At 71.1% G+C, this 21,223-nt stretch carries 19 protein-coding genes; 5 read left to right on the top strand and 14 right to left on the bottom strand.

Annotated features, from left to right (window positions below; all coding sequences use genetic code 11):
* Positions 1-38: 38 nt before the first annotated feature.
* From gatA to FHS44_RS28445, 5 genes are all read right to left on the bottom strand, one after another.
* Positions 39-1,529 carry an Asp-tRNA(Asn)/Glu-tRNA(Gln) amidotransferase subunit GatA gene (gene gatA / locus FHS44_RS28425; protein WP_184720130.1) on the bottom strand — a complete coding sequence of 497 codons (1,491 nt, stop codon included), beginning with the start codon at positions 1,527-1,529 and terminating at the stop codon, positions 39-41.
* Entirely contained in the window at positions 1,526-1,825 is a 300-nt protein-coding gene (gatC, locus tag FHS44_RS28430) for an Asp-tRNA(Asn)/Glu-tRNA(Gln) amidotransferase subunit GatC (protein WP_184720132.1), read from the bottom strand. Before gatC ends, gatA begins: the two co-directional genes overlap by 4 nt.
* Positions 1,826-1,973: 148 nt before the next feature.
* Positions 1,974-4,055 carry a putative bifunctional diguanylate cyclase/phosphodiesterase gene (locus FHS44_RS28435; RefSeq protein ID WP_184720134.1) on the bottom strand — a complete coding sequence of 694 codons (2,082 nt, stop codon included), beginning with the start codon at positions 4,053-4,055 and terminating at the stop codon, positions 1,974-1,976.
* Positions 4,056-4,212: 157 nt separating this feature from the next.
* A complete protein-coding gene (gene ligA, locus FHS44_RS28440) occupies positions 4,213-6,393 on the bottom strand; it encodes an NAD-dependent DNA ligase LigA (protein WP_184720136.1) in 2,181 nt (726 codons plus the stop codon).
* A 161-nt stretch (positions 6,394-6,554) separates the two neighbouring features.
* Positions 6,555-7,583 (bottom strand): methionine synthase, encoded by a 1,029-nt coding sequence (locus tag FHS44_RS28445; protein ID WP_184720137.1) that lies wholly within the window; start codon positions 7,581-7,583, stop codon positions 6,555-6,557.
* Between the two features lie 116 nt (positions 7,584-7,699).
* Between FHS44_RS28445 and FHS44_RS28450 the strand changes: the two genes are divergently transcribed.
* Complete coding sequence (locus FHS44_RS28450; RefSeq protein WP_184720138.1) at positions 7,700-8,854, top strand: S8 family serine peptidase; 1,155 nt, start codon at positions 7,700-7,702, stop codon at positions 8,852-8,854.
* Positions 8,855-8,974: 120 nt separating this feature from the next.
* Entirely contained in the window at positions 8,975-11,143 is a 2,169-nt protein-coding gene (locus tag FHS44_RS28455; protein ID WP_246436164.1) for a protein kinase domain-containing protein, read from the top strand.
* A gap of 72 nt (positions 11,144-11,215) precedes the next feature.
* Here the strand turns inward: FHS44_RS28455 and FHS44_RS28460 are convergent, their stop codons facing one another.
* On the bottom strand, positions 11,216-11,629 hold the full coding sequence (locus FHS44_RS28460; protein WP_184720140.1) for a YbaB/EbfC family nucleoid-associated protein: 414 nt from the start codon (positions 11,627-11,629) through the stop codon (positions 11,216-11,218).
* Between the two features lie 154 nt (positions 11,630-11,783).
* Here FHS44_RS28460 and FHS44_RS28465 point away from each other — a divergent pair, with 154 nt between their 5' ends.
* Entirely contained in the window at positions 11,784-12,083 is a 300-nt protein-coding gene (locus FHS44_RS28465; protein WP_184720141.1) for a hypothetical protein, read from the top strand.
* Positions 12,080-12,907, top strand: coding sequence for a hypothetical protein (locus FHS44_RS28470; RefSeq protein ID WP_184720142.1), 828 nt, complete (start codon positions 12,080-12,082; stop codon positions 12,905-12,907). Before FHS44_RS28465 ends, FHS44_RS28470 begins: the two co-directional genes overlap by 4 nt.
* Here FHS44_RS28470 and FHS44_RS28475 read toward each other — a convergent pair.
* The 3 genes from FHS44_RS28475 to FHS44_RS28485 are packed head-to-tail and all read right to left on the bottom strand — an operon-like array spanning position 12,904 to position 14,431.
* Entirely contained in the window at positions 12,904-13,323 is a 420-nt protein-coding gene (locus FHS44_RS28475; RefSeq protein WP_246436211.1) for a YbaB/EbfC family nucleoid-associated protein, read from the bottom strand. The genes FHS44_RS28470 and FHS44_RS28475 overlap by 4 nt on opposite strands.
* A 5-nt stretch (positions 13,324-13,328) precedes the next feature.
* Positions 13,329-14,129 (bottom strand): hypothetical protein, encoded by an 801-nt coding sequence (locus FHS44_RS28480; protein ID WP_184720144.1) that lies wholly within the window; start codon positions 14,127-14,129, stop codon positions 13,329-13,331.
* On the bottom strand, positions 14,126-14,431 hold the full coding sequence (locus FHS44_RS28485) for a hypothetical protein (protein WP_184720145.1): 306 nt from the start codon (positions 14,429-14,431) through the stop codon (positions 14,126-14,128). The genes FHS44_RS28480 and FHS44_RS28485 overlap by 4 nt, the downstream gene beginning before the upstream one ends.
* Before the next feature lie 203 nt (positions 14,432-14,634).
* On the opposite strand from FHS44_RS28485, the gene eccB reads away from it, so the two are divergent.
* Positions 14,635-16,086: a type VII secretion protein EccB gene (eccB, locus tag FHS44_RS28490; RefSeq protein ID WP_184720146.1), complete on the top strand. Its 1,452-nt coding sequence runs from the start codon at positions 14,635-14,637 to the stop codon at positions 16,084-16,086.
* 18 nt (positions 16,087-16,104) lie between these two features.
* Here the strand turns inward: eccB and FHS44_RS28495 are convergent, their stop codons facing one another.
* Genes FHS44_RS28495 through FHS44_RS28515 form a run of 5 tightly spaced genes read right to left on the bottom strand, consistent with a single transcriptional unit; the run spans position 16,105 to position 21,217 of the window.
* A complete protein-coding gene (locus tag FHS44_RS28495; protein WP_184720147.1) occupies positions 16,105-16,848 on the bottom strand; it encodes a hypothetical protein in 744 nt (247 codons plus the stop codon).
* 60 nt (positions 16,849-16,908) lie between these two features.
* Entirely contained in the window at positions 16,909-18,015 is a 1,107-nt protein-coding gene (locus tag FHS44_RS28500) for a hypothetical protein (protein ID WP_184720149.1), read from the bottom strand.
* Between the two features lie 14 nt (positions 18,016-18,029).
* Positions 18,030-19,364 carry a WXG100 family type VII secretion target gene (locus FHS44_RS28505; RefSeq protein ID WP_184720151.1) on the bottom strand — a complete coding sequence of 445 codons (1,335 nt, stop codon included), beginning with the start codon at positions 19,362-19,364 and terminating at the stop codon, positions 18,030-18,032.
* A gap of 13 nt (positions 19,365-19,377) precedes the next feature.
* Positions 19,378-19,854: a hypothetical protein gene (locus tag FHS44_RS28510; RefSeq protein WP_184720153.1), complete on the bottom strand. Its 477-nt coding sequence runs from the start codon at positions 19,852-19,854 to the stop codon at positions 19,378-19,380.
* Between the two features lie 25 nt (positions 19,855-19,879).
* Positions 19,880-21,217 (bottom strand): hypothetical protein, encoded by a 1,338-nt coding sequence (locus FHS44_RS28515; protein ID WP_184720155.1) that lies wholly within the window; start codon positions 21,215-21,217, stop codon positions 19,880-19,882.
* Between the last annotated feature and the right edge of the window lie 6 nt (positions 21,218-21,223).

Here is a 21,223-nt window from a genome sequence, read left to right on the forward strand (position 1 = left end):
TGTTTTCCTTTCTCGCCCTGCTTGTAGCTACTTGTCGCCTAGAGCACCGGGGCCTTGGACAGCAGGCTGCCGCCCCAGCGACCTTCGAGGGCCCGCTCCACGGCGGCGCCCACCCGGTAGCAGCGGTCGTCGCCGAGCACCGGGGCCATGATCTGCAGGCCGACGGGCAGCCCGTCCTCGTCGGCGAGGCCGCACGGCACCGAGATGGCCGCGTTGCCCGCCAGGTTGGTCGGGATGGTGCACAGGTCGGCGAGGTACATCGCCATGGGGTCGTCCGCGCGCTCGCCGATCGGGAACGCCGTGGTCGGCGTGGTCGGCGAGACCAGCACGTCCACCTGGTTGAAGGCCGCCTCGAAGTCACGGGCGATCAGCGTGCGGACCTTCTGCGCCTGGCCGTAGTAGGCGTCGTAGTAGCCGCTGGACAGGGCGTAGGTGCCCAGGATGATGCGCCGCTTGACCTCGGGACCGAAGCCCGCGGCCCTGGTCAGCGCCATGACCTCCTCGGCGCTGCGCGTCCCGTCGTCGCCGACGCGCAGGCCGTACCGCATGGCGTCGAAGCGGGCCAGGTTGGAGGAGGCCTCGGACGGCGCGATCAGGTAGTAGGCGGGCAGCGCCGTGGTGAACGACGGGCAGGAGACCTCGACGACCTTGGCGCCGAGGGATTCGAGCAGCTCGACGCTCTCGTGGAAGCGGGCGAGCACCCCGGCCTGGTAGCCGTCGCCGCCGAACTCCTTGACCACGCCGATGCGCAGCCCCGCGACGTCGCCGTTGCGCGCGGCCTCGACGACCGAGGGCACGGGCGCGTCGATGGAGGTCGAGTCCAGCGGGTCGTGCCCGGAGAAGGCCTCGTGCAGCAGCGCGGCGTCCAGCACGTTGCGGGCGAAGGGGCCGGGCGTGTCCAGGGAGCTGGCGAAGGCGATCAGCCCGTAACGGGACGAACCACCGTAGGTCGGCTTCATGCCGACGATGCCGGTGACCGCCGCGGGCTGGCGGATCGAACCGCCGGTGTCGGTGCCGGTGGACAGCGGGGCCTCGTAAGCGGCGACCGCGGCCGAGGAGCCACCGGAGGAGCCACCCGGGATGCGCGACAGGTCCCACGGGTTACGGGTGGGGCCGTAGGCCGAGTTCTCCGTCGAGGAGCCCATCGCGAACTCGTCGAGGTTGGTCTTGCCGAGGATCACCAGTCCAGCCTCGCGCAGCCGCCTGGTCACGGTCGCGTCGTACGGCGGGCGGTAGTCCTCAAGGATCTTGGAACCGGCCGTGGTCGGCATGTCCGTGGTCGTGAAGACGTCCTTGTGCGCGATCGGCACACCGGCGAGCGGGCCGAGGCGCTCCCCGGCCGCGATGCGGGCGTCCACGGCGCGGGCCTGCGCGAGCGTCGTCTCGGCGTCGACGTGCAGGAAGGCGTTGACCTGCGGTTCCACCGTGGAGATGCGGGCGAGGTGGGCCTGGGCGACCTCGACGGCCGAGACCTCACCACTGGCGACCAGCGCGCCGAGCTCGGCGGCGGAGGTGTGGACGAGGCTCATGCTTCCTCCCCGAGGATGCGCGGAACACGGAAGCGGTCGTCCTCGACGGCGGGGGCGGCGGCCAGCGCCTCCTTCGGCGTCAGGCCGGGCCGTACCTCGTCCGGGCGGTAGACGTTGGTGAGCGGAAGCGCGTGCGAGGACGGCGGGATGTCGTCGGCCGCCACCTCGGCGACGCGGGCGACCGCACCGATGATCACATCGAGCTGCGCGGCGAAGTGGTCGAGTTCCTCGTCGGCCAGCGCCAGCCGGGACAGCCTGGCGAGGTGAGCGACCTCGTCGCGGGTTATGGCGGACATGAGTCGTTGAACCCGTTTCGTGAATGGCAATTGGACACTGTCATCCTAGGGCTCGTCACCTGGCGTGCCTGACCCAACAACCCGCGCCCCCCTCCCACGGTGTTCCCGTGGCCCGTGTGCCACCGGAACACCGTGGGAGAGGGGTGAATCAGGCAGTCTGGGGGTCGAGAACCTCGCTGCCCGGCAGGAACCCCAGGTCGGGTACGGCCCTGCCCCGGTGCTCGCTCAGCCAGACTGTCGCGTCGGCGGCGGGCATCGGCTCGGTGAAGAGCCGTCCCTGGGCCAGCTCGCAGCCCATGTCGGTCAGGCGGGCGGCCACCTCGTCCGACTCGACGCCCTCGGCGACCGAGCGCAGCCCCAGCGAGCGGACCAGATCGACGATGGAGCGGACGATCCGCTCGTCGTCCACGGACTCGCCGAGCCTCCTGACGAACGAGGCGTCGATCTTGACCTCAGAGACCGGCAGGCGCTGCAGGCGCACCAGCGAGGAGTAGCCGGTGCCGAAGTCGTCCAGCGCGAGCTCGACCCCGAGCGCGTTCAGGGCGCGCACGGCGTCGGCGGTGTAGGCCTGGTCGGTCATCAGGACGCGCTCGGTCACCTCAAGCTGGATCGCCTCCGGCGGCAGGTGGTACTGGGCGAGCCCGATCTCCAGCAGCTCGGGGAGGGTCGAGTCGAGCAGGTCACGGGCCGAGACGTTGACGGAGATCCGCTCGTTCAGCCCGATCCGCCACCAGTGGGCTGCCTGTTCGAGCGCCTCGTCGATGACGTACTGGGTGAGGTGCCTGATGAGGTAGGACTGCTCGGCCATCGGCACGAACTCCCCCGGCGAGATCATCCCGCGCTCCGGGTGGCGCCAGCGCAGCAGCGCCTCGACCCCGCGCACCCGGCCGGTGGTCAGCTCCAGCTTGGGCTGGTAGTACAGGCGCAGTTCACGGCGGTCGATGGCCCGGCGCAGGTCGCCCATGAGGTTGAGCCGCTCGGGGCTGTTGCGGTCCTTCTCGGCGACGTAGACCTCGACGCCGGTGCGCGCCTCCTTCGCGAGGTACATCGCCACGTCGGAACGTTGCATCAGCATTTCGAAGTCGGGCGCGTGGTCGGGGTAGAGGGCGATGCCGACCGAGGCGTCCAGGTCGAAGGTCATGCCCTCCAGCCTGACCGGCTCGGTGAGGGCGACCCGCAGCCGCGCCGCCACCTCCCTGGCCGCCGTCGCGTTCCTGACCGAGGGCAGCAGCACCGCGAACTCGTCGCCGCCGAGCCTGGTCACCACGTCGCCCGGCCGCACGCTGTGGGTGAGCCGGTGCGCCACGATCTGCAGCAGCCGGTCGCCGACCGGGTGGCCGAGGGTGTCGTTGACCTCCTTGAACCGGTCGAGGTCCAGCAGGAAGAGCCCGACCTTCTCCCCCGTCCTGGCCTCGGCGATGGCCTCCTCGGTGCTGACCACGAGCATCTTGCGGTTGGGCAGCCCGGTCAGCCCGTCGTGGGTGGCCTGGTGGTCGCGCCGTACGGACAGGGTGGCGGTGAAGTAGACGGCGGCCATCGGCGCGAGGAAGAGCGGGACCAGCGCCGGGGAGTCGTTCATCACGACCACGACCAGCGGCGCCAGGCCGAGCAGGCCCGCGTAGACCAGGCTCTGGTGGCCGATCGTGGTCCTGATCACCCGGTAGACGGAGCGCCGTTCGTGCAGCGCGACCGCGCAGGAGACGAGCAGCGCCCTGACCGCGAAGTAGGCGAGCCCGGCCAGGCCGATCGCGAGCAGGTCACGCCCGTCGGGCACCCAGGACATCGCCGAGGACGAGTGGCCGCAGAACACGGCGAGTACGACCCCCGCCGCCGTGAGCGCCAGCGTCGTCTGGGAGACGTTGAACATGACCCGGTGCCACGCCTTGCGGGTGACGGCGCTGTTGACGACGATGCCGATCGCCTGCATCAGCACCGCGACCGGCAGCCCGTAGTGGAGCAGGGCCGCGAAGGTGAACATCGTCGACGGGTAGGTGCCCCCGACCGTCATCGACGACGACAACATCACCGGGCGCAGCTCGCCCAGGACGACCAGGACCGCCAGCATCCAGAACATCGGGCTGCGCGCGAGCCCCGTCAGCTGCGCGGGGCTCGTCAGGAACTGGGCCAGCACGAGGGCGGCGAACCCGATCGTGATGACGGCGGTGAGATAGGCCCACAACGGTGAGCCCACACGCGGACCGGTGTCGCGCGTGTCATTTGGGTCGGCCATGAGTAACAAAACCCCCATTAGTTCACTATGGGAGAGTACGGCCTCTGGGCCACTTCGCGGAACCAATTGCGCACGTTCCGTTACCGGCCATTCGAAGCGCCCGGCACGGAACGGCCCCCGCTCGTCGTTTCCCCTGGTCGGCCTCTCGCCCCCGTGGTCACTCCTCCGGCTTCACCGCCACCGCGGCCGCCGCCTCCGGCCCCTCCTCCAGCAGGACCCGCAAGCCATCCTCGTCGAGAATCGGCACTTTGAGCTTGACTGCCTTGTCATATTTGGAGCCGGCGTTCTCCCCAACCACCACGAAAGAGGTCTTTTTCGACACTGAACCGGACACCTTTCCGCCCCGGGCGGAAAGGGCGGCGCCCGCCTCGTCACGGGTGAAGGACGCGAGCGTTCCGGTCACCACGAACGTCAGGCCTTCGAGCGTCCGCGGAAGCAGGTCCGCGGGAGGCTCGTCCTCCATGCGGACCCCGGCCTGCTTCCAGCGGGTCACGATCTCCCGGTGCCAGTCGACCTGGAACCAGTCGTGGATCGCCGCCGCGACCCGGGGGCCGACGCCCTCGACCGCGGCGAGCTCCTCCTCGGTGGCCTGCGCGATCGCGTCGATCGAGCGGAACTCCGCGGCGATGGCCTGCGCGGTCGGCGGGCCGACGTGCCGGATCGAGAGCGCGACCAGCACCCGCCAGACCGGCTGGTCCTTGGCCCGCTCAAGCTCCTCAAGCATCTTCTCGGCGTTCTTGCTCGGCTCGCCGCTCTGGTTGGCGAAGAAGGTGACGACCTTGGGCTCGCCGGTCTCCGGGTCGGTCTTGGGCAGGCCGGTGTCGGGGTCGCGGACGACGGACCTGATCGGCAGCAGCCTGTCGATGGTCAGGTCGAACAGGTCGGCCTCGGTGCGCACCGGGGGCTCCTGCGGCGGCAGCGGCTGGGTCAGCGCGGTCGCCGCGACGTAGCCGAGCCCCTCGATGTCGAAGGCCCTGCGTCCCGCCGCGAAGAAGATGCGCTCACGGAGCTGGGCCGGACACGCCCTGGTGTTCGGGCAGCGCAGGTCGGCGTCGCCCTCCTTCTCGTAGGCCAGCTCCGTGTGGCACTCGGGGCAGTGCGTCGGCATCGCGAACTCGCGCTCCGTGCCGTCGCGCAGGTCGGCGACGGGGCCGACGATCTCGGGGATGACGTCGCCCGCCTTGCGCAGCACCACGGTGTCGCCGACCCGCACGCCCTTGCGCACGACCTCGGAGGCGTTGTGCAGGGTGGCGCGCTCGACCGTCGAGCCCGCGACCACGATCGGCTCCATCACCCCGTACGGCGTGACCCGGCCGGTGCGGCCGACCCCGACCTGGATGTCCAGGAGCTTGGTGTTGACCTCCTCTGGCGGATACTTGTACGCGATGGCCCAGCGGGGCGCCCTGCTGGTCGAGCCCAGGTTGCGCTGGATCTCGATGCGGTCGATCTTCACCACGACGCCGTCGATCTCGTAGACCGGGTCGTGGCGGTGCTCGCGGTAGAACTCGATGAAGGCGTTGATGCCGTCGAGGTCGTCCACGACCCGGTAGAGGTCGCTGACCGGCAGGCCCAGCTCCCTGAGCCGCTCGTAGACCGCCGACTGGGTCGTCGGCAGCGGCGTGCCCTCCCATTTGCCGACCCCGTGGACGATCATGTGCAGCGGGCGCTGCGCGGTGATCCTGGGGTCCTTCTGCCGCAGCGAGCCCGCCGCGGAGTTGCGGGGGTTGGCGAAGGGCGGCTTGCCCGCCTCGACGAGCTGCTCGTTGAGCTTCCCGAAGCCCTCGACCGGCATGTAGACCTCGCCCCTGACCTCGACGAGGTCGGGCACGTCAGGGCCGGTGAGCCGGTGGGGGACGTCGGCGATGGTGCGCACGTTCGCCGTGACGTCGTCGCCGACGCGGCCGTCGCCCCTGGTCGCGGCCCGCACCAGGCGGCCCTTCTCGTAGACCAGCGCGATCGCCAGGCCGTCGATCTTCAGCTCGCACAGGTAGGGCGCGATGTCGCGCTCGGCGAGCCGTTCGGCCCTGGCCTGCCAGGAGACCAGGTCGTCGGCGTTGAAGGCGTTGTCCAGGCTCTCCATCCGCTGCAGGTGGGCGACCGGGGTGAAGTCGCTGGAGATCGGCGCGCCGACCTTCTGCGTCGGGGAGTCCGGCGTGCGCAGGGACGGGTGCGCCTCCTCAAGGGCGAGCAGCTCGCGCATCCACCCGTCGTACTGCGCGTCGCTCGCGGTCGGCGAGTCGAGCACGTAGTAACGCCAGTTGGCCTCCTCGGCCAGCTCGGCCAGCTCCGCGTGCCGCTCAAGCGCCGCAACCGGCACACCCTCGACCTCAGCGCCCATCGCAGGACTCTCCCCTCTTCAACCACGAACGAGGAGAACGCTATCGCCGACCACCGACAATGCGCGGCGCCGTTACCCGCACATGGACAAGCCCCGGGGACGACCTCCACGGACAAACTCCGCGAACCACTTCCGCCGCAGTCGTACGGCGGGCGGGGAGGTCACTCGCCGGGGTCCTCGCGCAGCACGCGGGCCGCCCGCACGCACGTGGACAGGGCGGCCCTGGCGTAGGCGGGTGAGGCCCCGGCCAGGCCGCACGCGGGGGTGAGCACGACCTGTGAGGCCAGCGTCGCGGCGGGGAAGCCGAGCCTGCGCCACAGCTCCGCCGCCGGCCTGGCGACCACCCCGATGTCGGGCAGCGGCGCGTCCACGCCGGGCACGACGCCGAGGAAGAGAGCGATCCCGGCCTCGACGGTCTCGCCGATCGCGTCCTCCTCACGCCTCCTGAGCAGGGAGGCGTCCAGCGAGACGCCGCGGAAGCCCGCCCCACGCAGGACGCCGAAGGGCACCCCGGGCGCGCAGCAGTGGGCGACCGGGAAGACCCCCTCGGGCAGCACGGAGCCGAGCAGCTCGGTGGCGTCGTGGGCCTCGACGGCGGCCAGCCGTCCGAAGCCAGAGGCGGTCGGGACCGTGCCCGCCAGCACGCCGGGCAGGCCGGGCTCGTCGAGCTGCAGCACGATCTCCGTCGCTCCCGGCACCCTCCTGCGCACGTCGGCGACGTGCGCGGCGAGCCCCTCGGCGTAGGACGCGGCCAGGTCGCGCACCGCGCCCGGGTCGGCGAGTGTCCTGTCGCCGTGGCGCAGCTCGACGGCCGCCGCCAGCGTCCACGGCCCGGCCACCTGGATCTTGAACGGTCCCCGGTATCCCTGGACCGCCTCCTCAAGGGCGTCGAGGTCGCGCAGCAGGTGGTCGCGGGCCCGCTTGGCGTCGCGTCCCGGCCGGTCGGCGAAGCGCCACCCGGAGGGCTGGACCTCGACGGCCAGCTCCACCAGCAGGGAGGCGGACCGCCCAACCATGTCGGCGCCGACGCCCCTGCCGGGCAGTTCCGGGAGGTACGGCAGGCCGGGAAGCTCCCCGAGGACGACCCTGACCGCCTCCTCGTGGTCCTCCCCCGGGTGCGACCCGACGCCCGTCGCGGTCGCCTCGCCCCACGGGTATCCCGCCGTGTTGCCGGCAGCCTGCTCTTCCATGCCCGTTCCCCGCCCTCGTTCGGTCCCGGCAGTCAGCTTAGGACCGTCCGACCCCGTGACGGCGCTTGATCGGGTTCAGTAGGGTTCTGCCGGACATCACCGGTCTTGGGGGACACATGGTGAAGAAGTCGGCACGGATCGCCGCGGCCGTCGTGATCGTGGCGGCGGCGGCCGTACCCGCCGTTCCCGCCGCGGCGGAGCCCGCCAGGTGCGCCCCGAAGCGCGGCACGACGAGCATCGCGGAGCCGTGGGGCCAGCGGCGGCTCAACCTGTCGCAGGCGTGGCGGCTGACCAGGGGCGCGAAGGTGACAGTCGCGATCGTTGACAGCGGCGTGGACGTCACGCATCCCCAGCTCTCCCGGGTCACCGCGATCGACCTCACCGGCACCGGCAAGGCCGACTGTGTCGGGCACGGCACCGCGGTCGCGGGCATCATCGGCGGGGCCAGGTTCAAGGGGGTGCCCTTCGCGGGGGTCGCGCCGGAGGCGAGGCTGATCTCCCTCAAGCAGCCCCTCGGGGACGAGGGCGACCTGGGCAGGCTGGCCCTGGGCATCGTCAAGGCGACCCAGCTCGGCGCCGACGTGATCAACGTCTCCATCCAGGCGAGCGACCAGCCCGACCTGCGCAACGCGGTCGCGTACGCGCTGGCCAAGGACGTGGTCGTGGTCGCCGCCGCGGGCAACGTGAACAAGGAGGACGGCACCCCCTCCCCGGCCTACCCGGCCGCCTATCCCGGGGTCATCTCGGTCGGCGCGGCCAATCCGGACGGGAGCAGGGCCGACTACTCCAACGCCACGACCCCCGTCACCGTGCTGGCCCCCGGCAGTGACATCACCAGCACCTGGCCGGGGCGGTCCTACGTGGAGGAGGAGAAGGGCACCAGTTTCGCGGCGGCCTACGTGTCGGGGGTCGCGGCGCTGGTGCGCGCCCGTTATCCGGGGCTGAACAAGGACCAGGTGCGCTGGCGCATCGCGCGGACCGCGGACGGCACCTCGGGGACGGGCAGCGGCGCCGGGATGGTCAACCCGCTGCTGGCGATCTCGACCATCATGGCCTCGGACGAGGTGGCGCTGGCGCCGCAGGAGCCCGCCCCGCTGGCCGCCGACGCGATCCGGCGCACGCCCCCCGAGGACGCGCTGAGCGTCTCGATCACGCTGTGGGTCGCCCTGCTCTGCCTCGCCGGAGCCCTGCTCGCTCTTGTGTTCCGGTTCGCGGTGCCGAAGGGGCGGCGGAGGGGATGGCGACCAGGGCATCCGGGAGAACAGACGTGAAAGAGCTGTGAAACATGTGAACTTCACTGATCAGATTTGCTTTGATAGCCCTAGATCGACCTATAGCAGTCTTTATCGATAGTTGAGTTGGAAGGATGGCCGATGGGGGATTTCAACCCATTGACACCTGAAGATCCAGAACGGATTGGTGTCTACCTCCTCACCGGACGTCTCAGCGACGCCGCCGGTCACACCGTCTACCTGGGGCGGCTTCCCGATCAGGAGATCACCCGGGTCATCCGCCTCCTGCCCGCCCTGCCCGGGGCCGACCCCCAGACGCGGGAGCGGATCACCAACCGGCTGCACGCCGCCAAGCGGATCTCCGGTGCCCACACCGCCAAGCTCGTCGAGGTCGGCTGGTTCGACGACTCCCCCTACGTCGTGCACGAGCACGTCGAGGGCCGCTCGCTGCGCGAGACGGTCACCGCCGACGGGCCGCTCGACCCCGACGCCCTCGAACGGCTCGCGTCCGGCACCCTCACCGCCCTGACCGCCATCCACCTGGCGGGTCTCGCCCACGGCGGGCTGAGCCCCGACGCCGTGGTGCTGAGCGCGGAGGGGCCGCGCGTCCGCGACACCGCCCTCGGCGTCAGCGGCCCCGAGCCCGACTACCACGCCCCCGAGGTGGTCCACGCCAACCTCACCGGCGGCCCGGCCCCGGCTCCCGGCAGGCCGGCCGACCTGTTCGCGTGGGCCGCGACCATCGCCTACGCCGCCACCGGCAGGGCGCCCTTCGGCGGGGACCCGCAGGCCGTCCTGAACGGCTCCCCCGACCTCACCGGGCTCACGCCCGCGCTGACGACCCTCCTGATCGCCTGCCTGGACAAGCAGCCGCAGCAGCGCCCCGACACCAAGGCCGCGATGCTGCAACTGCTCGGCGACCGGCCCGCCCTCACCGGGACGGCCATCACCGGGGACGCCGTCGCGCGGGCCGTACCCCAGGAGCAGGACGCCGTCGCCTCGCAGCCGACGGTGTCCGCGGGCTGGAGCGCGCCGCCGCTGCCCAAGGAGACCGCTCCGGCGCAGCCGCCCATCGTGCTGCAGGGCGCGGCCTCCTCCGCGGAGCGCAAGAAGCCCGGCGGGCTGCTGCTGGCCGCCTGCGTCGGCACGGTCGCCGTGCTGGCGGGGGCGGGCATCTGGGCCGCGGGGAACTACACCTCGCTCAACAACGTCGAGAAGGCCTCCGCCGACGGGACGGCCGGGAACCCGCTCGCCCTGGTCGACCAGGCCGGGGGGCGGCAGCCGTACCCGACGAACGGCACGGGCGGCAACGGGCAGCAGGGCACCGGCGACGACCCCGCGGGCAAGGTGACCGTGCCGTGGGGTGCGACGCCCGACCCGGAGGTTCCCGATGTCGGCCCGCTGAACCTGACCACGGACGCGCCGACGGGTGAGCCGCCGGTGCCGACGCTGACCTCGTTCGCCAGCCCGCCGCCCGCCGTACCGACCGTGCCCGCCTCTCCGCTGCCGCCGACCGCGGTTCCCGCGCCGCCGAGCACCGCGCCGACCGCGCAGCCCTCGGCGAAGCCGACGGAGAAGCCGAGCCAGACGGCGGAGCCGACCCCGGCCCACACGCCGACCCCGACCGTCACCGTCACCGTGACCCCCACGGCGACTCCCAGCAGTCCCAGCGGGTCGCCCAGCGCGTCTCCCAGTGAGGGCCCCACGGCCTCTCCCAGCGCGACCACCGACCCGTCCCCTTCGCCGAGCGGCAGTCCGACCGCCTCCTCGGCTCCGTCGCCCCAGCCGACGCCCACGGCGAGCGCGGCGCCCACCCGCACCGCGAGCCCGACGCCGACCCCCGAGCCCACCAGGACCGTACGGCCGCGCCCGACCAGGACCGCGAAGCCCGAGGCGAAGCCCACTCCTGAGCGGCCGACCGAGAAGCCGATCACGTCCACCCCGCCCAAGCCGCCCGCGGAGCCCACCCCGGCCAAGCCTCCGACCGAGGCGCCCAAGCCGCAGGCCAACCCCTACACCCCGCAGCAGGTCTGTGGGGCGGGCTTCTACGTGCAGCGTTCCGCGTCCTTCAACGGCGGGACCGTCCACCAGCTCTACAACTCCTCGACCGGCGCGAACTGCGTGGTCACCATGAAGAGCACCGACATCGGGAAGGCGACCCCGGTCTGGGCCACCCTGACGGTGACCGGCGGTGGAAGCAAGACCGAGCGTGGAGACTACAAGTACTACGCGGGTCCGGTGATCCTGCCCGCCAAGGGCAAGTGCGTGAGCTTCAGCGGCGGTGTCCCCGCCGACAGCGCCAGCGCTCCGCCGGCCAACTGCGGATGACACACTCCAACTGAGAAAGAACAGTGGCCCTCGCCGATCGCATCGGCGAGGGCCACTGTTTCGTGAGGTCCGTCAGCGGCGCTCGAAGCGTCCGTCGGGGGCGTCGACGGAGTTGGCGAAGAACTCGTAGGCGACCGCCATCCGCTCGCTCGTGTCGTCCGCGTTCACCGGGGTGTCCGGGAGCCCCGCGCTCTCCAGGATCTCCCTCGTCCTGCGCTCCCTGTCGTCCTCCGCGGCCCCGACCGCCCGCATGAGCTCCTCCGCCAGGGCGTGACTGTCCAGGCGCATGACGCGGGGGTTGAGGTCGATCTTCTCGACCCTGCCCGAGGGGCCGACGGTCACGCCGACCAGTCCGTCGGCGCCGGTCCCCGTGCCGCGCACCTCACCCAGCTCGCCCTCGATCTCGGCCAGACGCAGCATCTGACGCTCGGCGTCCCTGCTGATGCGTTCCAGGTCTTCCAGCCCGAAGTCGGCGGAATCGAACACCGTGCTCCCCCTGACGGTCTCCTGACGATGAGTGACATCAGATAACCGAAATCACTCCTGACACCAGAAAACCCACACGGTACCGTAAAGATCACCCAAAACACACGAAACAAGCAGATGTCCAAGGGTTGAACCATCGGGGGTACGTCGGCGGATGAGTCAGAACATCCATGTCACCTCAGCCTGTATCGCGAACGTCCAGCGCAACCTGACCGAACGGGTCATACCGGAGTTCCAGCAGCTCAAGACGAAGGTCGACAGCACCGACGTCGACTTCCCCGGGTTCGGGGTGCTCGGCCTGCCCTTCGGCAGCGTGTACAACGCCAGGCAGGAGGACATCAAGAAGATGGTCGAGGACGCGATCGGCGCACTGGACGCCTGGATCGCCGCCCTGGAGACCATCAAGCAGAACTGGAAGAACGCCGAGAAGGCGAACGAGGTGACCTATTCGTGACGACGCCTCCGACACCTCCGACGGTCAGTCTCGTCCACCCGGAGCGGGCGGCGAAGTGGGCGGCGCGCGGGGAGATGGCGGCCACCGCGCAGAAGGCCATCGAGACGCTCAAGACGAGCAACCAGCTGATCCCCAGCCTGGCGACCGCGGTGGCCATCGTGACCACGGCCGTGGCCAACACCCCGGGAATGAACGACGCCAAGGCCAACTGGAACTCCCTGGCCAAGGCCCTTGAGGTCGCCTACCCCTCCCTCATCGGCAACGCGGTCTTCCTGACCCGTGCCGACTGGCAGGCCGACGACCGGGAGGAGTTCCTCAACGCGACAGTCCTGTTCTGTGGCGAACTGCAGAAGCTCAGCGGCGTCTGCTACACCATGGAGGGCCGGATGGAGGCGCTCCGGCAGGCGTACTACGACTACTGGAAGGGCATCGCCACCCTCTCCGGCACCGTGCTGCTCTACGCGGTCGCCGCCCGGCGCATGAGCATGGCCAACCCGGCCACGGCCGCCGCCGCGCAGATACAGCTCCAGCGGCTCGGCAACGTCGTCAACGGCCTCACGGCCAAGATGACGATGCTCCTGGGCAGCTATCTCGCCCTGGCGGGCTCCGCCCTGACCTCCCTCATGGAGCGGATGAGCGACCTGCACAACGTCACGCCGACCGGTGGCACGAAGGTCGACTTCAAGAAGATCGTCCTGTCCACGGAGCCGCCCTCGTCCTGGATCGCCCCCAAGCGCGAGGTGGGCGAGCCCGCGACGAACAAGCCCGACCCCAAGGTGGACGCGACGCTCGACAAGATCACGGGCAATCAGCCGCAGCGCTAGAAGCCCGCGGACAGGTCCCGCAGGGTGCGGGCCAGGTCCTCACCGATCTCCTCAAGCTGGCGGCGGGCCGCGGCCATGTCCAGCGTGACCGGCTCGCCGCCCGTCGCCTCGCTGATCAGTTCCTCGGTACGGCGTCGCGCGTCGGCCTGCGCCGCGCGGACCGCCTCCGTGGCCGCCTCGGCGATCGTGGCGACGTCCAGGCGCGCGATCCTGGGGTCGAGGGTGATGCGCCGCAGCGAGCCCGTGGAGTCCACCACGGCCCGTGCCATGCCGTCGGCCGCCTCGCCCTCCCCGGTGACCGCGTCGAGTTCGGCGTGGGCGTCGCCGAGCCTGCTCAGCATCGCGTCGCTGCGCCGTACGAACTCGTCGAGCCCTTCCGGGGTGTCCAGGCGCAGGTCGTCGAGGTTGCGGTTCATCTGTGTCACGGCTCCGGAAGGTCTCTCTTGGGGGCCAGCCACTGGAAGCCCGCCGAGGGCGGGAGCTGGGCCGGTTGCCCCGGTCGTGATGGGGGCGGTTTCTGGAAGGAGGGCAGGTTCCCGGTGACGATCATGGCCTGGGTGAAGTCCACCTTCGCGTCACCGGTCGGCGCGAGGTTGAACATCTGCCAGAACGCCTTGCCGGAGAAGAACAGCGAGACGCTGCTCGCCCCCGCGGCGATGACCTTCACCAGCCCCGCGGTCGAGGCGGCGATGATCCTGCTGGCCAGGGTGCCGAGCAGCCTCAGGTTGAGCGCGGCCGAGCCCGCGAACGGCGTCGTCAGCATGGCGGCGGCGATCAGCAGGAGGGCGATCAGGCGCGCGGCCAGCGCGGCGAGCGCGGCCCAGTAGGCGCGGTAGGCGTCACCCAGTTCGTCCACGATCCCGGCGACCGCCTTGACGTAGGCGCGCAGGCTCTCCACCGCCTCCTGGTACTGCTGGACCGCGTGGTTGAACGCCTCGCGGTCCTTGGCGATCCACCCCTCCTTCTCCTTCTCCCGCAGGGAGGCCAGGAAGCTCTTGTTGAGGGTGTCCAGGCGCGAGTGGAGCGACTCCCAGTTGTTGTAGGCGTTGGCCATCCCCGGCACGTTGGCGACGGCGGTTCCCGCGATGGCCACGCCCGCCCACAGGGTCGGCGCGAGTCGCGCGCCCTTCTCCAGGCTGCTGAGGATCTTCGAGGAGTGGAGGACGACGCCCTTGGCGCTGCGGGTCGCCGTACTCCAGGCGGGTCTGTTGGAGGGGCTCATCGGCGGACGACGACACCGCTGGCCGACTCGGCGGTCCGCCAGTTGGCCTCGGCCGTCAGCAGACCCTCCTGCCAGGAGGCCAGGACCTCAAGGGCCTGGGTGAACTTCTCCTCCATCTGCTTCTGGACCCTGCGGTACTGGATCCCGATCGCCACCTCACCGGCCGCGCCCCAGCCGGGGAAGGGGACGTCGGTGCTCTCCAGCAGCCCGCCGAGCTCCTTGACCTTGGGGACGGTGGTGTCCGTCACCTCGGTGTGCAGCGCCCGAATCGCATCGGACGTGACATGGATGTCCAGCGCCATGTGTCCTCCTTGATCAGCGGTCGTCCTGTATCTCCTATCACCGCCGGGCCCACCTTCCGCGTCTTCCCGGGCCTTGTTCAACGGTCCTTCCATGATCGGAAAGGCCCTGGACGACAACTGTTTACATCCACCACAAAAGGGACCATCTTCAAGATCATCCTTCTATGCTTGGGGGGGACGCATCCGGCGATACGGGGGTTGGGATGCAGACCCGGCGTGACCTCTACCAGGCGTACCGGCTGATGACGCAGCGTCTGGGCACCGCCCTGCTCCAGGGCGAGCCCGACCTGCCGGAATCACCCATGCGCAGACACAACGTGGCGATGTTCGGCGGCGTACTGGTCGCCGTCCTGGTCGCCGCCGTCTTCGGCGTGATCGGCCTGCTGCGGCCCGGCAACGCGACCGCGCTCACCGACCCGGGAACCGTGGTCGTCGAGGAGGAGACGGGCGCGACGTTCGTCTACAGCGCCCCCCAGGGCACGATGATCCCGGTCGTCAACATGGCCTCGGCGCGGCTGCTGGTCGGCCAGCAGGACGTGAAGGTGCGCCTGGTCAGCTCGGCGTCGCTGTCGCGCTACCCGCGCGGCACGCTGGTCGGCATCCCCGGCGCCCCCGAGTCGCTGCCCGCCCGCGACCGCCTGGTCCGCTCCCCCTGGTCGGCCTGCGTGGTCGAGGGGACGGACACCAACGGCGAGCGCAGGCCGTACACCTCGCTGGTCGGGGGGTTCGGCGTCGGCGGCGCTCCGATCGGGCAGGACAAGGCCATGCTCGTCGAGCAGGACGGACAGGCCTGGCTACTCTGGTCGAACCAGCGGATGCGCGTCTCCACCGAGGGGGCGCGGGCGCTGACCGAGGAGCGGCCCCGCCAGGTCCCGCTGGCCTGGCTCAACGCGCTGCCCACGGGGCCCGACTTCCGCTCCCCCTCGGTCCCCGGTCTCGGCCGCCAGACACGCGGTCCCGACGGTCGCGGATCGGTCGTCGGCAAAGTCTTCACCGTCCCGCCCGTCGCGGGCGGAGGCGCCAAGTGGTACGTCCAGCTCGCCGACGGCTTGGCGCCGCTCACGCCCGCGCAGGCCGCCCTGCTCCTGCAGAACCCCGACAGCAAGAAGGCGTACGGCAGGGCACCGGTGAGGGCGATCGAGCTCGACCCGGCCACCGCGACCGGGGCCAGGCGGTCGGCGACCTCGATGGGCGGCGGCGACCTTCCGCAGGCCATGCCCACGATCGTCACCCCGCCTCCGACCGACCCGGTCTGCGCCGTCTACTCCGACACCGAACGCGGCTCGGTCAGGGCGCTGCTGACGGTCGGCAGCACGGTCTCCGTCCCCGCGCCGCCGAAGGGCTGGTTCAACCAGGACGTGGTCGACCAGGTGGTCCTGCCGTACGGCGGGGGCGCCCTGCTGGGGCTGCTGCCCGGTGACGGCAGGCTTGAGGCGATCCGGTCGCTCTACCTGCTCGACGACCAGGGGCGGCGGCACGCCGTCACCTCGCCGGAGGCGCTGACCGGGCTCGGCTACACGACGCAGGACATCGCCCCGCTGCCCGCGCACCTGGTGCACCTGATCCCCGAGGGACCGGCGCTCGACGTCGCGGCGGCCAGGAAGCCGGTGCAGGCCGACCGGCCCCAGACGCCCGGGACCCAGCAGCGGCAGTGACGCCGCCGTCAGAGCCCGTCAGATGCCGAGGATGCTCGACATGATGCCGCCGCCCTTCGGCTGCTGGACCTGGAGGGCGGAGGTGTCCGGCTTCGTGGTGAGTCCGGTGTTCTTGTCGTACTGCAGGCTGACCTGGGTGAAGTCGGCCTTCTGCTCCGGCATCGCCTTCATGCCGTAGAACAGCCGCGCCTGGTCCTGCTGCAGGCCGTTGACCAGCATCAGGACCACGCCGACCGCCCCGACCGCCATCAGCTTCTTCCTGAGCACGGCCTTGAGGGCGGCGTCGAGGGCGTTGAGGAAGCGGTCGATCGCCAGGATCAGGCCCGCCCGCAACGGCGGATAGGCCATCAGGACGAGCGAGGTGACCGCCGCGGTGGACAGGGCGCCGATCACGAGCGTGGCGAACTGGAAGGTCCCGTGGTAGAGGGCCGCGGTCTGGTCGAGGGTGTCGGCCGTCCCCTCCCGGAACCTCTTGACGTTGTCCAGTTGGGCGACGAAGTCGTCGACGTTGCCGGTGAAGAGGGTCGCGGCGTCCCCCTCCCACTTGCCCTCCTTCTTGGCCTTCTCCTTCAGCTCGACCAACTGCTGTTTGAGCGTGTCGATGTCGACCCCGCCCGACCCCTTCGGGTCACGCCACTCCCCGGCCGCCTTCGCCATGTCCCCGGGGTTGGAGATCAGCAGGCCGACCGACGCGACGATGGCGTAGGCCGAGGGATGCCTCAGGACGGCCGCGGCGGCGGTCCCCGCGGGGATCAACGCCATGAATCCCCATCGGTCACTCTCGTACGGCACGGCCCGTTCCCTTCCGCGGCATCAAACGTCTCATTCCTGGCCGATCACCGGAGGGGCGATGTCCTCGTCGCCACCCCAGACGCCCTCGTCCTCCGACATCCAGGTGCTCTTCTCGCGTTCCTGTCCCTGGTCGCCGCCCCCGCCGCCGGGCATCATCGGCATCATCGGTATGCCGCCCGCGCCACCGCCGCCCGTCCCGGTGCCGGGCAGGCCGCCGAGCGGGAGGGACCCGCTGCCGCCCACGCCGGAGAACGAACCGGCCCTGCCGGAGGAGCCCGGTCCCGCCGTGTCGCCCGTCCAGGTGGTCGTGCCGGGCAGCCTCGGCTGCGTGGTCGTCACGTCGCCCGGGTTGCCCAGGTTGGGCGGGTTGTAGGAGGACAGGGCCGTCTTGGTGGGGTCGTCCACCCCGAGTCCCGGCAGGTTCGTGTCCGTCTTGCTGGGGTCGGGCAGGTCGGTGCCGGGCAGCTTGGGGTCGGGAAGGTTCGGGTTCGGCAGGTTCGGATCCGTCTTGCCTGGATCGGGCAGGTTGGGGTCCGGCAGGTTCGGGTTCTTACCGGGGTCGTCGGGCAGGTCGGGATCGGGCAGGTTGGGGTCCTTGCCCGAGTCACCGGGCAACTTCAGGTCGTCGCCGGGCAGCTTCAGGTCGTCAGTGGGGTTCTTGAGGCGGTCGTCGAGGTTGTCGAGACCGTCGAGGCCACCGGGACCGCCGCCGAGACCGCCACCGCCGAGACCACCGCCCCCCAGGCCGCCGCCGAGGTCACCGAGGCCACCGCCCAGGTCACCGGGTCCGCCGGGGCCCTTCTCCTTGGGAGTGCTCGCCTCCTCCGCGGCCTTGTAGTTCGCGGCCGAGCTCTTGAGGGCCTCGTTCCAGGAGTCGATCGCCTCCTTGCCCACCTTGAGGAGGTTCACGGCGCCGTCGCGGGCGCGGTCGTGGGCGGAGTTCAGTCCCATGCCGAGCACGCCGAAGGCGGGCGGGTCGATGCCGATCGAACCGGTGCCGTGGATGAGGCCGTCAACGTCCTTGGCGCGGCTGCCGAAATCGGTACCGAGGTTCTTCAGCTGCTCGTCGGTGAACGAGACGGCCTTGACGGGACCGCCGACCCCGAGCGAGAGATCGCCCAGCGGCGTGTCGCCCATTCCCACTCCTCACATCAGGTGATCACGGGGGGAATGGTGTCGCCACCGCTGCCCCAGACCTCGTCGTCCTCCAGGAGCCAGGTGGTGCTCTCCTGCTCCTGGTTCTCCTGCGCGCCCGCGCCTCCGGCGCCGAACGGCACCATGGGCATCCCCGAGGCGCCCGCGACCCTGAGCCCACCGGCCGCGCCGACGCCTCCGACACCGCCGAACCCCCCGGTGCCACCCATGCCGTTCGGCGCGCCGACGCCGACACCGATCCCCGGGCCGGTTCCCGTGCCGTTGCCGTTCAGGCCGTTGGAGAAGGGGTAGGCCCCCTGGCCGTTCGGCTGCCCGATCGTGCCGTTCGTCAGGCCCAGGTTGGCGGGGTCGCCCAGGCCCGCGAGGGTGGTCGTGCCGGTGCCGGTGCCGGTGCCGTTCGCGCCGACGCCCGGCAGGGAGCCGTCAAGGGACCCGGGGTTGATGACGTTCGGGTCGAGGCCGCCGACCCCGGAGCCCGGTCCCGAGCCCGAACCGTCGGTCCCGGGGCCCGGCGGGAACCCGTCGATCGAGCCCGGCCCCTGCCCGGATGGGTCCGTACCGTCCTGACCGGGACCGCCCAGGTCACCGGGGCCGCCCGCGCCGTCGAGGCCGTCGAGACCGCCGAGGTCCGAGCCGTTCAGTCCCAGGCCGTTGGTGGGGTCGTTGACGGACAGCCGGGTCGAGGTGCCGTCGTAGCCGCCCGATCCCGGCCCGGTGACCGTTCCCTTCGGCCCTCCCGGCAGGGTGACGTCGTCATATTTGGGCATCGGGAGCTGCACCGGGGTCGGCAGCGCGTACTGCACCTCGTCGGGCAGTTCCTTGTAGTGCTGGATGATCTTCTGGTTGATCTCGTTGAACCGGTCCCTGGCCCGGTCCTCGACGCGGTACATGCCGTAGAACGGGATGTTGTCCGCCCAGTCGGTGTCGTGGTCGGAGCGCGAGTCCTGGCCCCGCTTGGTGACGATGTTGCGCTGGGCCCAGGAGAGCGTCTCGGAGTAGCCGCGCAGCGTGGTGCCGACCTGCCGCATCTTGCCCGCCAGCTCGCGGATGCTCGCGTGCAGCCGCTGCAGTTCCTTCTGGGCCTCGACGCTCTCGGTCCCGTTGTACTTCCCAGCCAGGTCGGTCGCCCGCTGCTTGAGGGTCACCGCGGCGTCCTGGAGCAGGTCGTGCGCGGCGACGTAGTAGTCACCCGCCCGCTTCACCGCGGCCGGGTGGGTGTCGTCGACCCAGTCCCTGACCTGGTCCATGACGCTGTCGAAGAGCGTGATCGACAGCGACGTCTCCTGCGGCTCGATGCCGTACTTGAGACGATTGGAACCTGTTTGCGCCATGCTGGCCTCCCTGTCAGGCGCCCGACTTGGGAGCCGTGCCCTCGTTCGCCACCTCGGCACCGTCGTAGGACTTGGCGATCTCGTAGAGCGTGTCGATCACGGCCTTGTACTGCTCGGTCGTCGCCGCGTACAGGCCGCTCTTCTGCCCCCGCTCCCCGACGAGGACCGAGTAGGCCGTGTTGATCGCCATGGTGAACTGCTGGGCGGTCATCCACTTGCCGAGGTGGACGTCGCTGAGCGCGGCCTGCAACTGCAGGTCGGGCAGCGTCCCGGCCCCCGGGGGCGGTCCCGGCAGCTCGGCGGTCTGCCCCTTCGCCGTGGCGACCGCGGTCGCGGGCGGCGTCGTCGCGGTCGTCAGCTTCTGCAGCGCCTTCTCCAACTGCCCGGCGATCTCCTTGATCGCGGCGCGGTCCAGTTCGGGACCGCCCTTGCCGCTGCTGTCGCTCTTGACGGTCAGACCGGGCCAGTCGGGGTCGAGTTCGATCGCCATGCCGTACCTCCGAAAAACGTGCGGGTCAGGTGATCACCGGGGGGATGACGTCGCCACGGGAGTTCCAGACGTCGTGGTCCTCCGACAGCCAGGTCGTGCGCTCCTGGCCCTGCTCCTCGGACTCACCGCCCACCCCGCCGCCCATCGGCATGAGCGGCATCATCGACGCGCCGCCCCTGCCCGTCGCGGACAGTCCGCCCGGTACGGCTCCCGCGATTCCGCTGGTTCCGCCGACTCCGTAGCCGGGGCCGCCGATCACCGTGGGGGCGAGGGGCGGGCCCGACGTCGTGACCGGGGTGACGGGCAGGACCGTGGGCTGCTGGATCGTGGGCGGCGCGACCGTGTTGGTGGGGACGAAGCTCGCGACCTCGGTCGATCCCGGGCTGTGGGTGGTGCTGACGCCGTCGAAGGTGGTCTCGTTCCCACCGATCACGGGCGGGGCCGTACCGTCCGCGCCGGAGCCCGAGCCGGTTCCGGGGCCGGTTCCCGGAGCGGAGCCGTCCGTGCCACCCGGGGCACCGGGGTTGCCCGGGCCGGACGATCCCGGGTCTCCCGGGTTTCCCGGGTTTCCCGGGGAGCCGGTGCCCGGGTTGCTCGGATTGCCCGGGTCGCTCGGATTGTTTGGGTTGTTCGGGTTACCGGGATGACCGTTCGAGCCGCCGTCGGTGCCGCCGGGGCCGTGCGAGCCGTTGCCGGTGGGGTCGCCCGCCGACGAGCCGCCTCCCTGCCAGGGCCCGACGTCCGTCCGCGAGGTGCTCCCGTTGCCCCGCGATCCGGTCGGCTGCCCCACCGAGGAGTAGTTCGTGTTCGTGTAGCCACCGGTTCCCTGCGGCTCGGCGGCGGCGGGAAGGGTGTAGGTGAACTCCTCGGGGATCTTCGCGTAGAGATCGACGATCTGCCCGTTGAGCTTCTTCAGGAGGTCGCGCGCCGCGGTCGTCCCGTCCGCCTCGGGCGGCTGCGGGCCAACCTTCAGCGCCTCGGCGCGCGTCGTGCGCAGCTTCCCGATCTCCTCGCGTGCCTCGGGCAGGTGGACACCGCCGTACAGCCGCAGGACGGTGCCGACCTCCTTCATCACGGCGGCCAGCTCGGTGCCCGTCGTGTGCAGCATGCGCAGCGCCTTGTGCGTCTCGACGGCGGCCGGGCCGCCCCAGACCCCGGCGAGCTTGGCCGCGTTGCGCTCGATGGCGCCGGTGACGAGTTCGAGGGTGGCGGCCCCCTTGGCGAAGCCGAAGCCCGCGTTCTCGATGTCGGCGGGCGAGGTGTTCGCGAGCCAGTTGTCGATCGCCGGGAAGGGATCGACAACCTCCCCCTGGACGGGCGCCGCGGCCGAGCGGACCCGCACGGTTCGTTTCTGGGTGTCCACTGCTCC

It is taken from the genome of Streptosporangium saharense (assembly GCF_014203715.1).
GTDB lineage: Bacteria > Actinomycetota > Actinomycetes > Streptosporangiales > Streptosporangiaceae > Streptosporangium > Streptosporangium saharense.

Bases quoted from the DNA above. Each gene is read 5' to 3' on its own strand.
- gatA (WP_184720130.1), bottom strand. From the start codon at position 1,529: ATGAGCCTCGTCCACACCTCCGCCGCCGAGCTCGGCGCGCTGGTCGCC.
- gatC (WP_184720132.1), bottom strand. From the start codon at position 1,825: ATGTCCGCCATAACCCGCGACGAGGTCGCTCACCTCGCCAGGCTGTCC.
- FHS44_RS28435 (WP_184720134.1), bottom strand. From the start codon at position 4,055: ATGGCCGACCCAAATGACACGCGCGACACCGGTCCGCGTGTGGGCTCA.
- ligA (WP_184720136.1), bottom strand. From the start codon at position 6,393: ATGGGCGCTGAGGTCGAGGGTGTGCCGGTTGCGGCGCTTGAGCGGCAC.
- FHS44_RS28445 (WP_184720137.1), bottom strand. From the start codon at position 7,583: ATGGAAGAGCAGGCTGCCGGCAACACGGCGGGATACCCGTGGGGCGAG.
- FHS44_RS28450 (WP_184720138.1), top strand. From the start codon at position 7,700: ATGGTGAAGAAGTCGGCACGGATCGCCGCGGCCGTCGTGATCGTGGCG.
- FHS44_RS28465 (WP_184720141.1), top strand. From the start codon at position 11,784: ATGAGTCAGAACATCCATGTCACCTCAGCCTGTATCGCGAACGTCCAG.
- FHS44_RS28475 (WP_246436211.1), bottom strand. From the start codon at position 13,323: ATGAACCGCAACCTCGACGACCTGCGCCTGGACACCCCGGAAGGGCTC.
- FHS44_RS28480 (WP_184720144.1), bottom strand. From the start codon at position 14,129: ATGAGCCCCTCCAACAGACCCGCCTGGAGTACGGCGACCCGCAGCGCC.
- FHS44_RS28485 (WP_184720145.1), bottom strand. From the start codon at position 14,431: ATGGCGCTGGACATCCATGTCACGTCCGATGCGATTCGGGCGCTGCAC.
- eccB (WP_184720146.1), top strand. From the start codon at position 14,635: ATGCAGACCCGGCGTGACCTCTACCAGGCGTACCGGCTGATGACGCAG.
- FHS44_RS28495 (WP_184720147.1), bottom strand. From the start codon at position 16,848: ATGGCGTTGATCCCCGCGGGGACCGCCGCCGCGGCCGTCCTGAGGCAT.
- FHS44_RS28500 (WP_184720149.1), bottom strand. From the start codon at position 18,015: ATGGGCGACACGCCGCTGGGCGATCTCTCGCTCGGGGTCGGCGGTCCC.
- FHS44_RS28505 (WP_184720151.1), bottom strand. From the start codon at position 19,364: ATGGCGCAAACAGGTTCCAATCGTCTCAAGTACGGCATCGAGCCGCAG.
- FHS44_RS28510 (WP_184720153.1), bottom strand. From the start codon at position 19,854: ATGGCGATCGAACTCGACCCCGACTGGCCCGGTCTGACCGTCAAGAGC.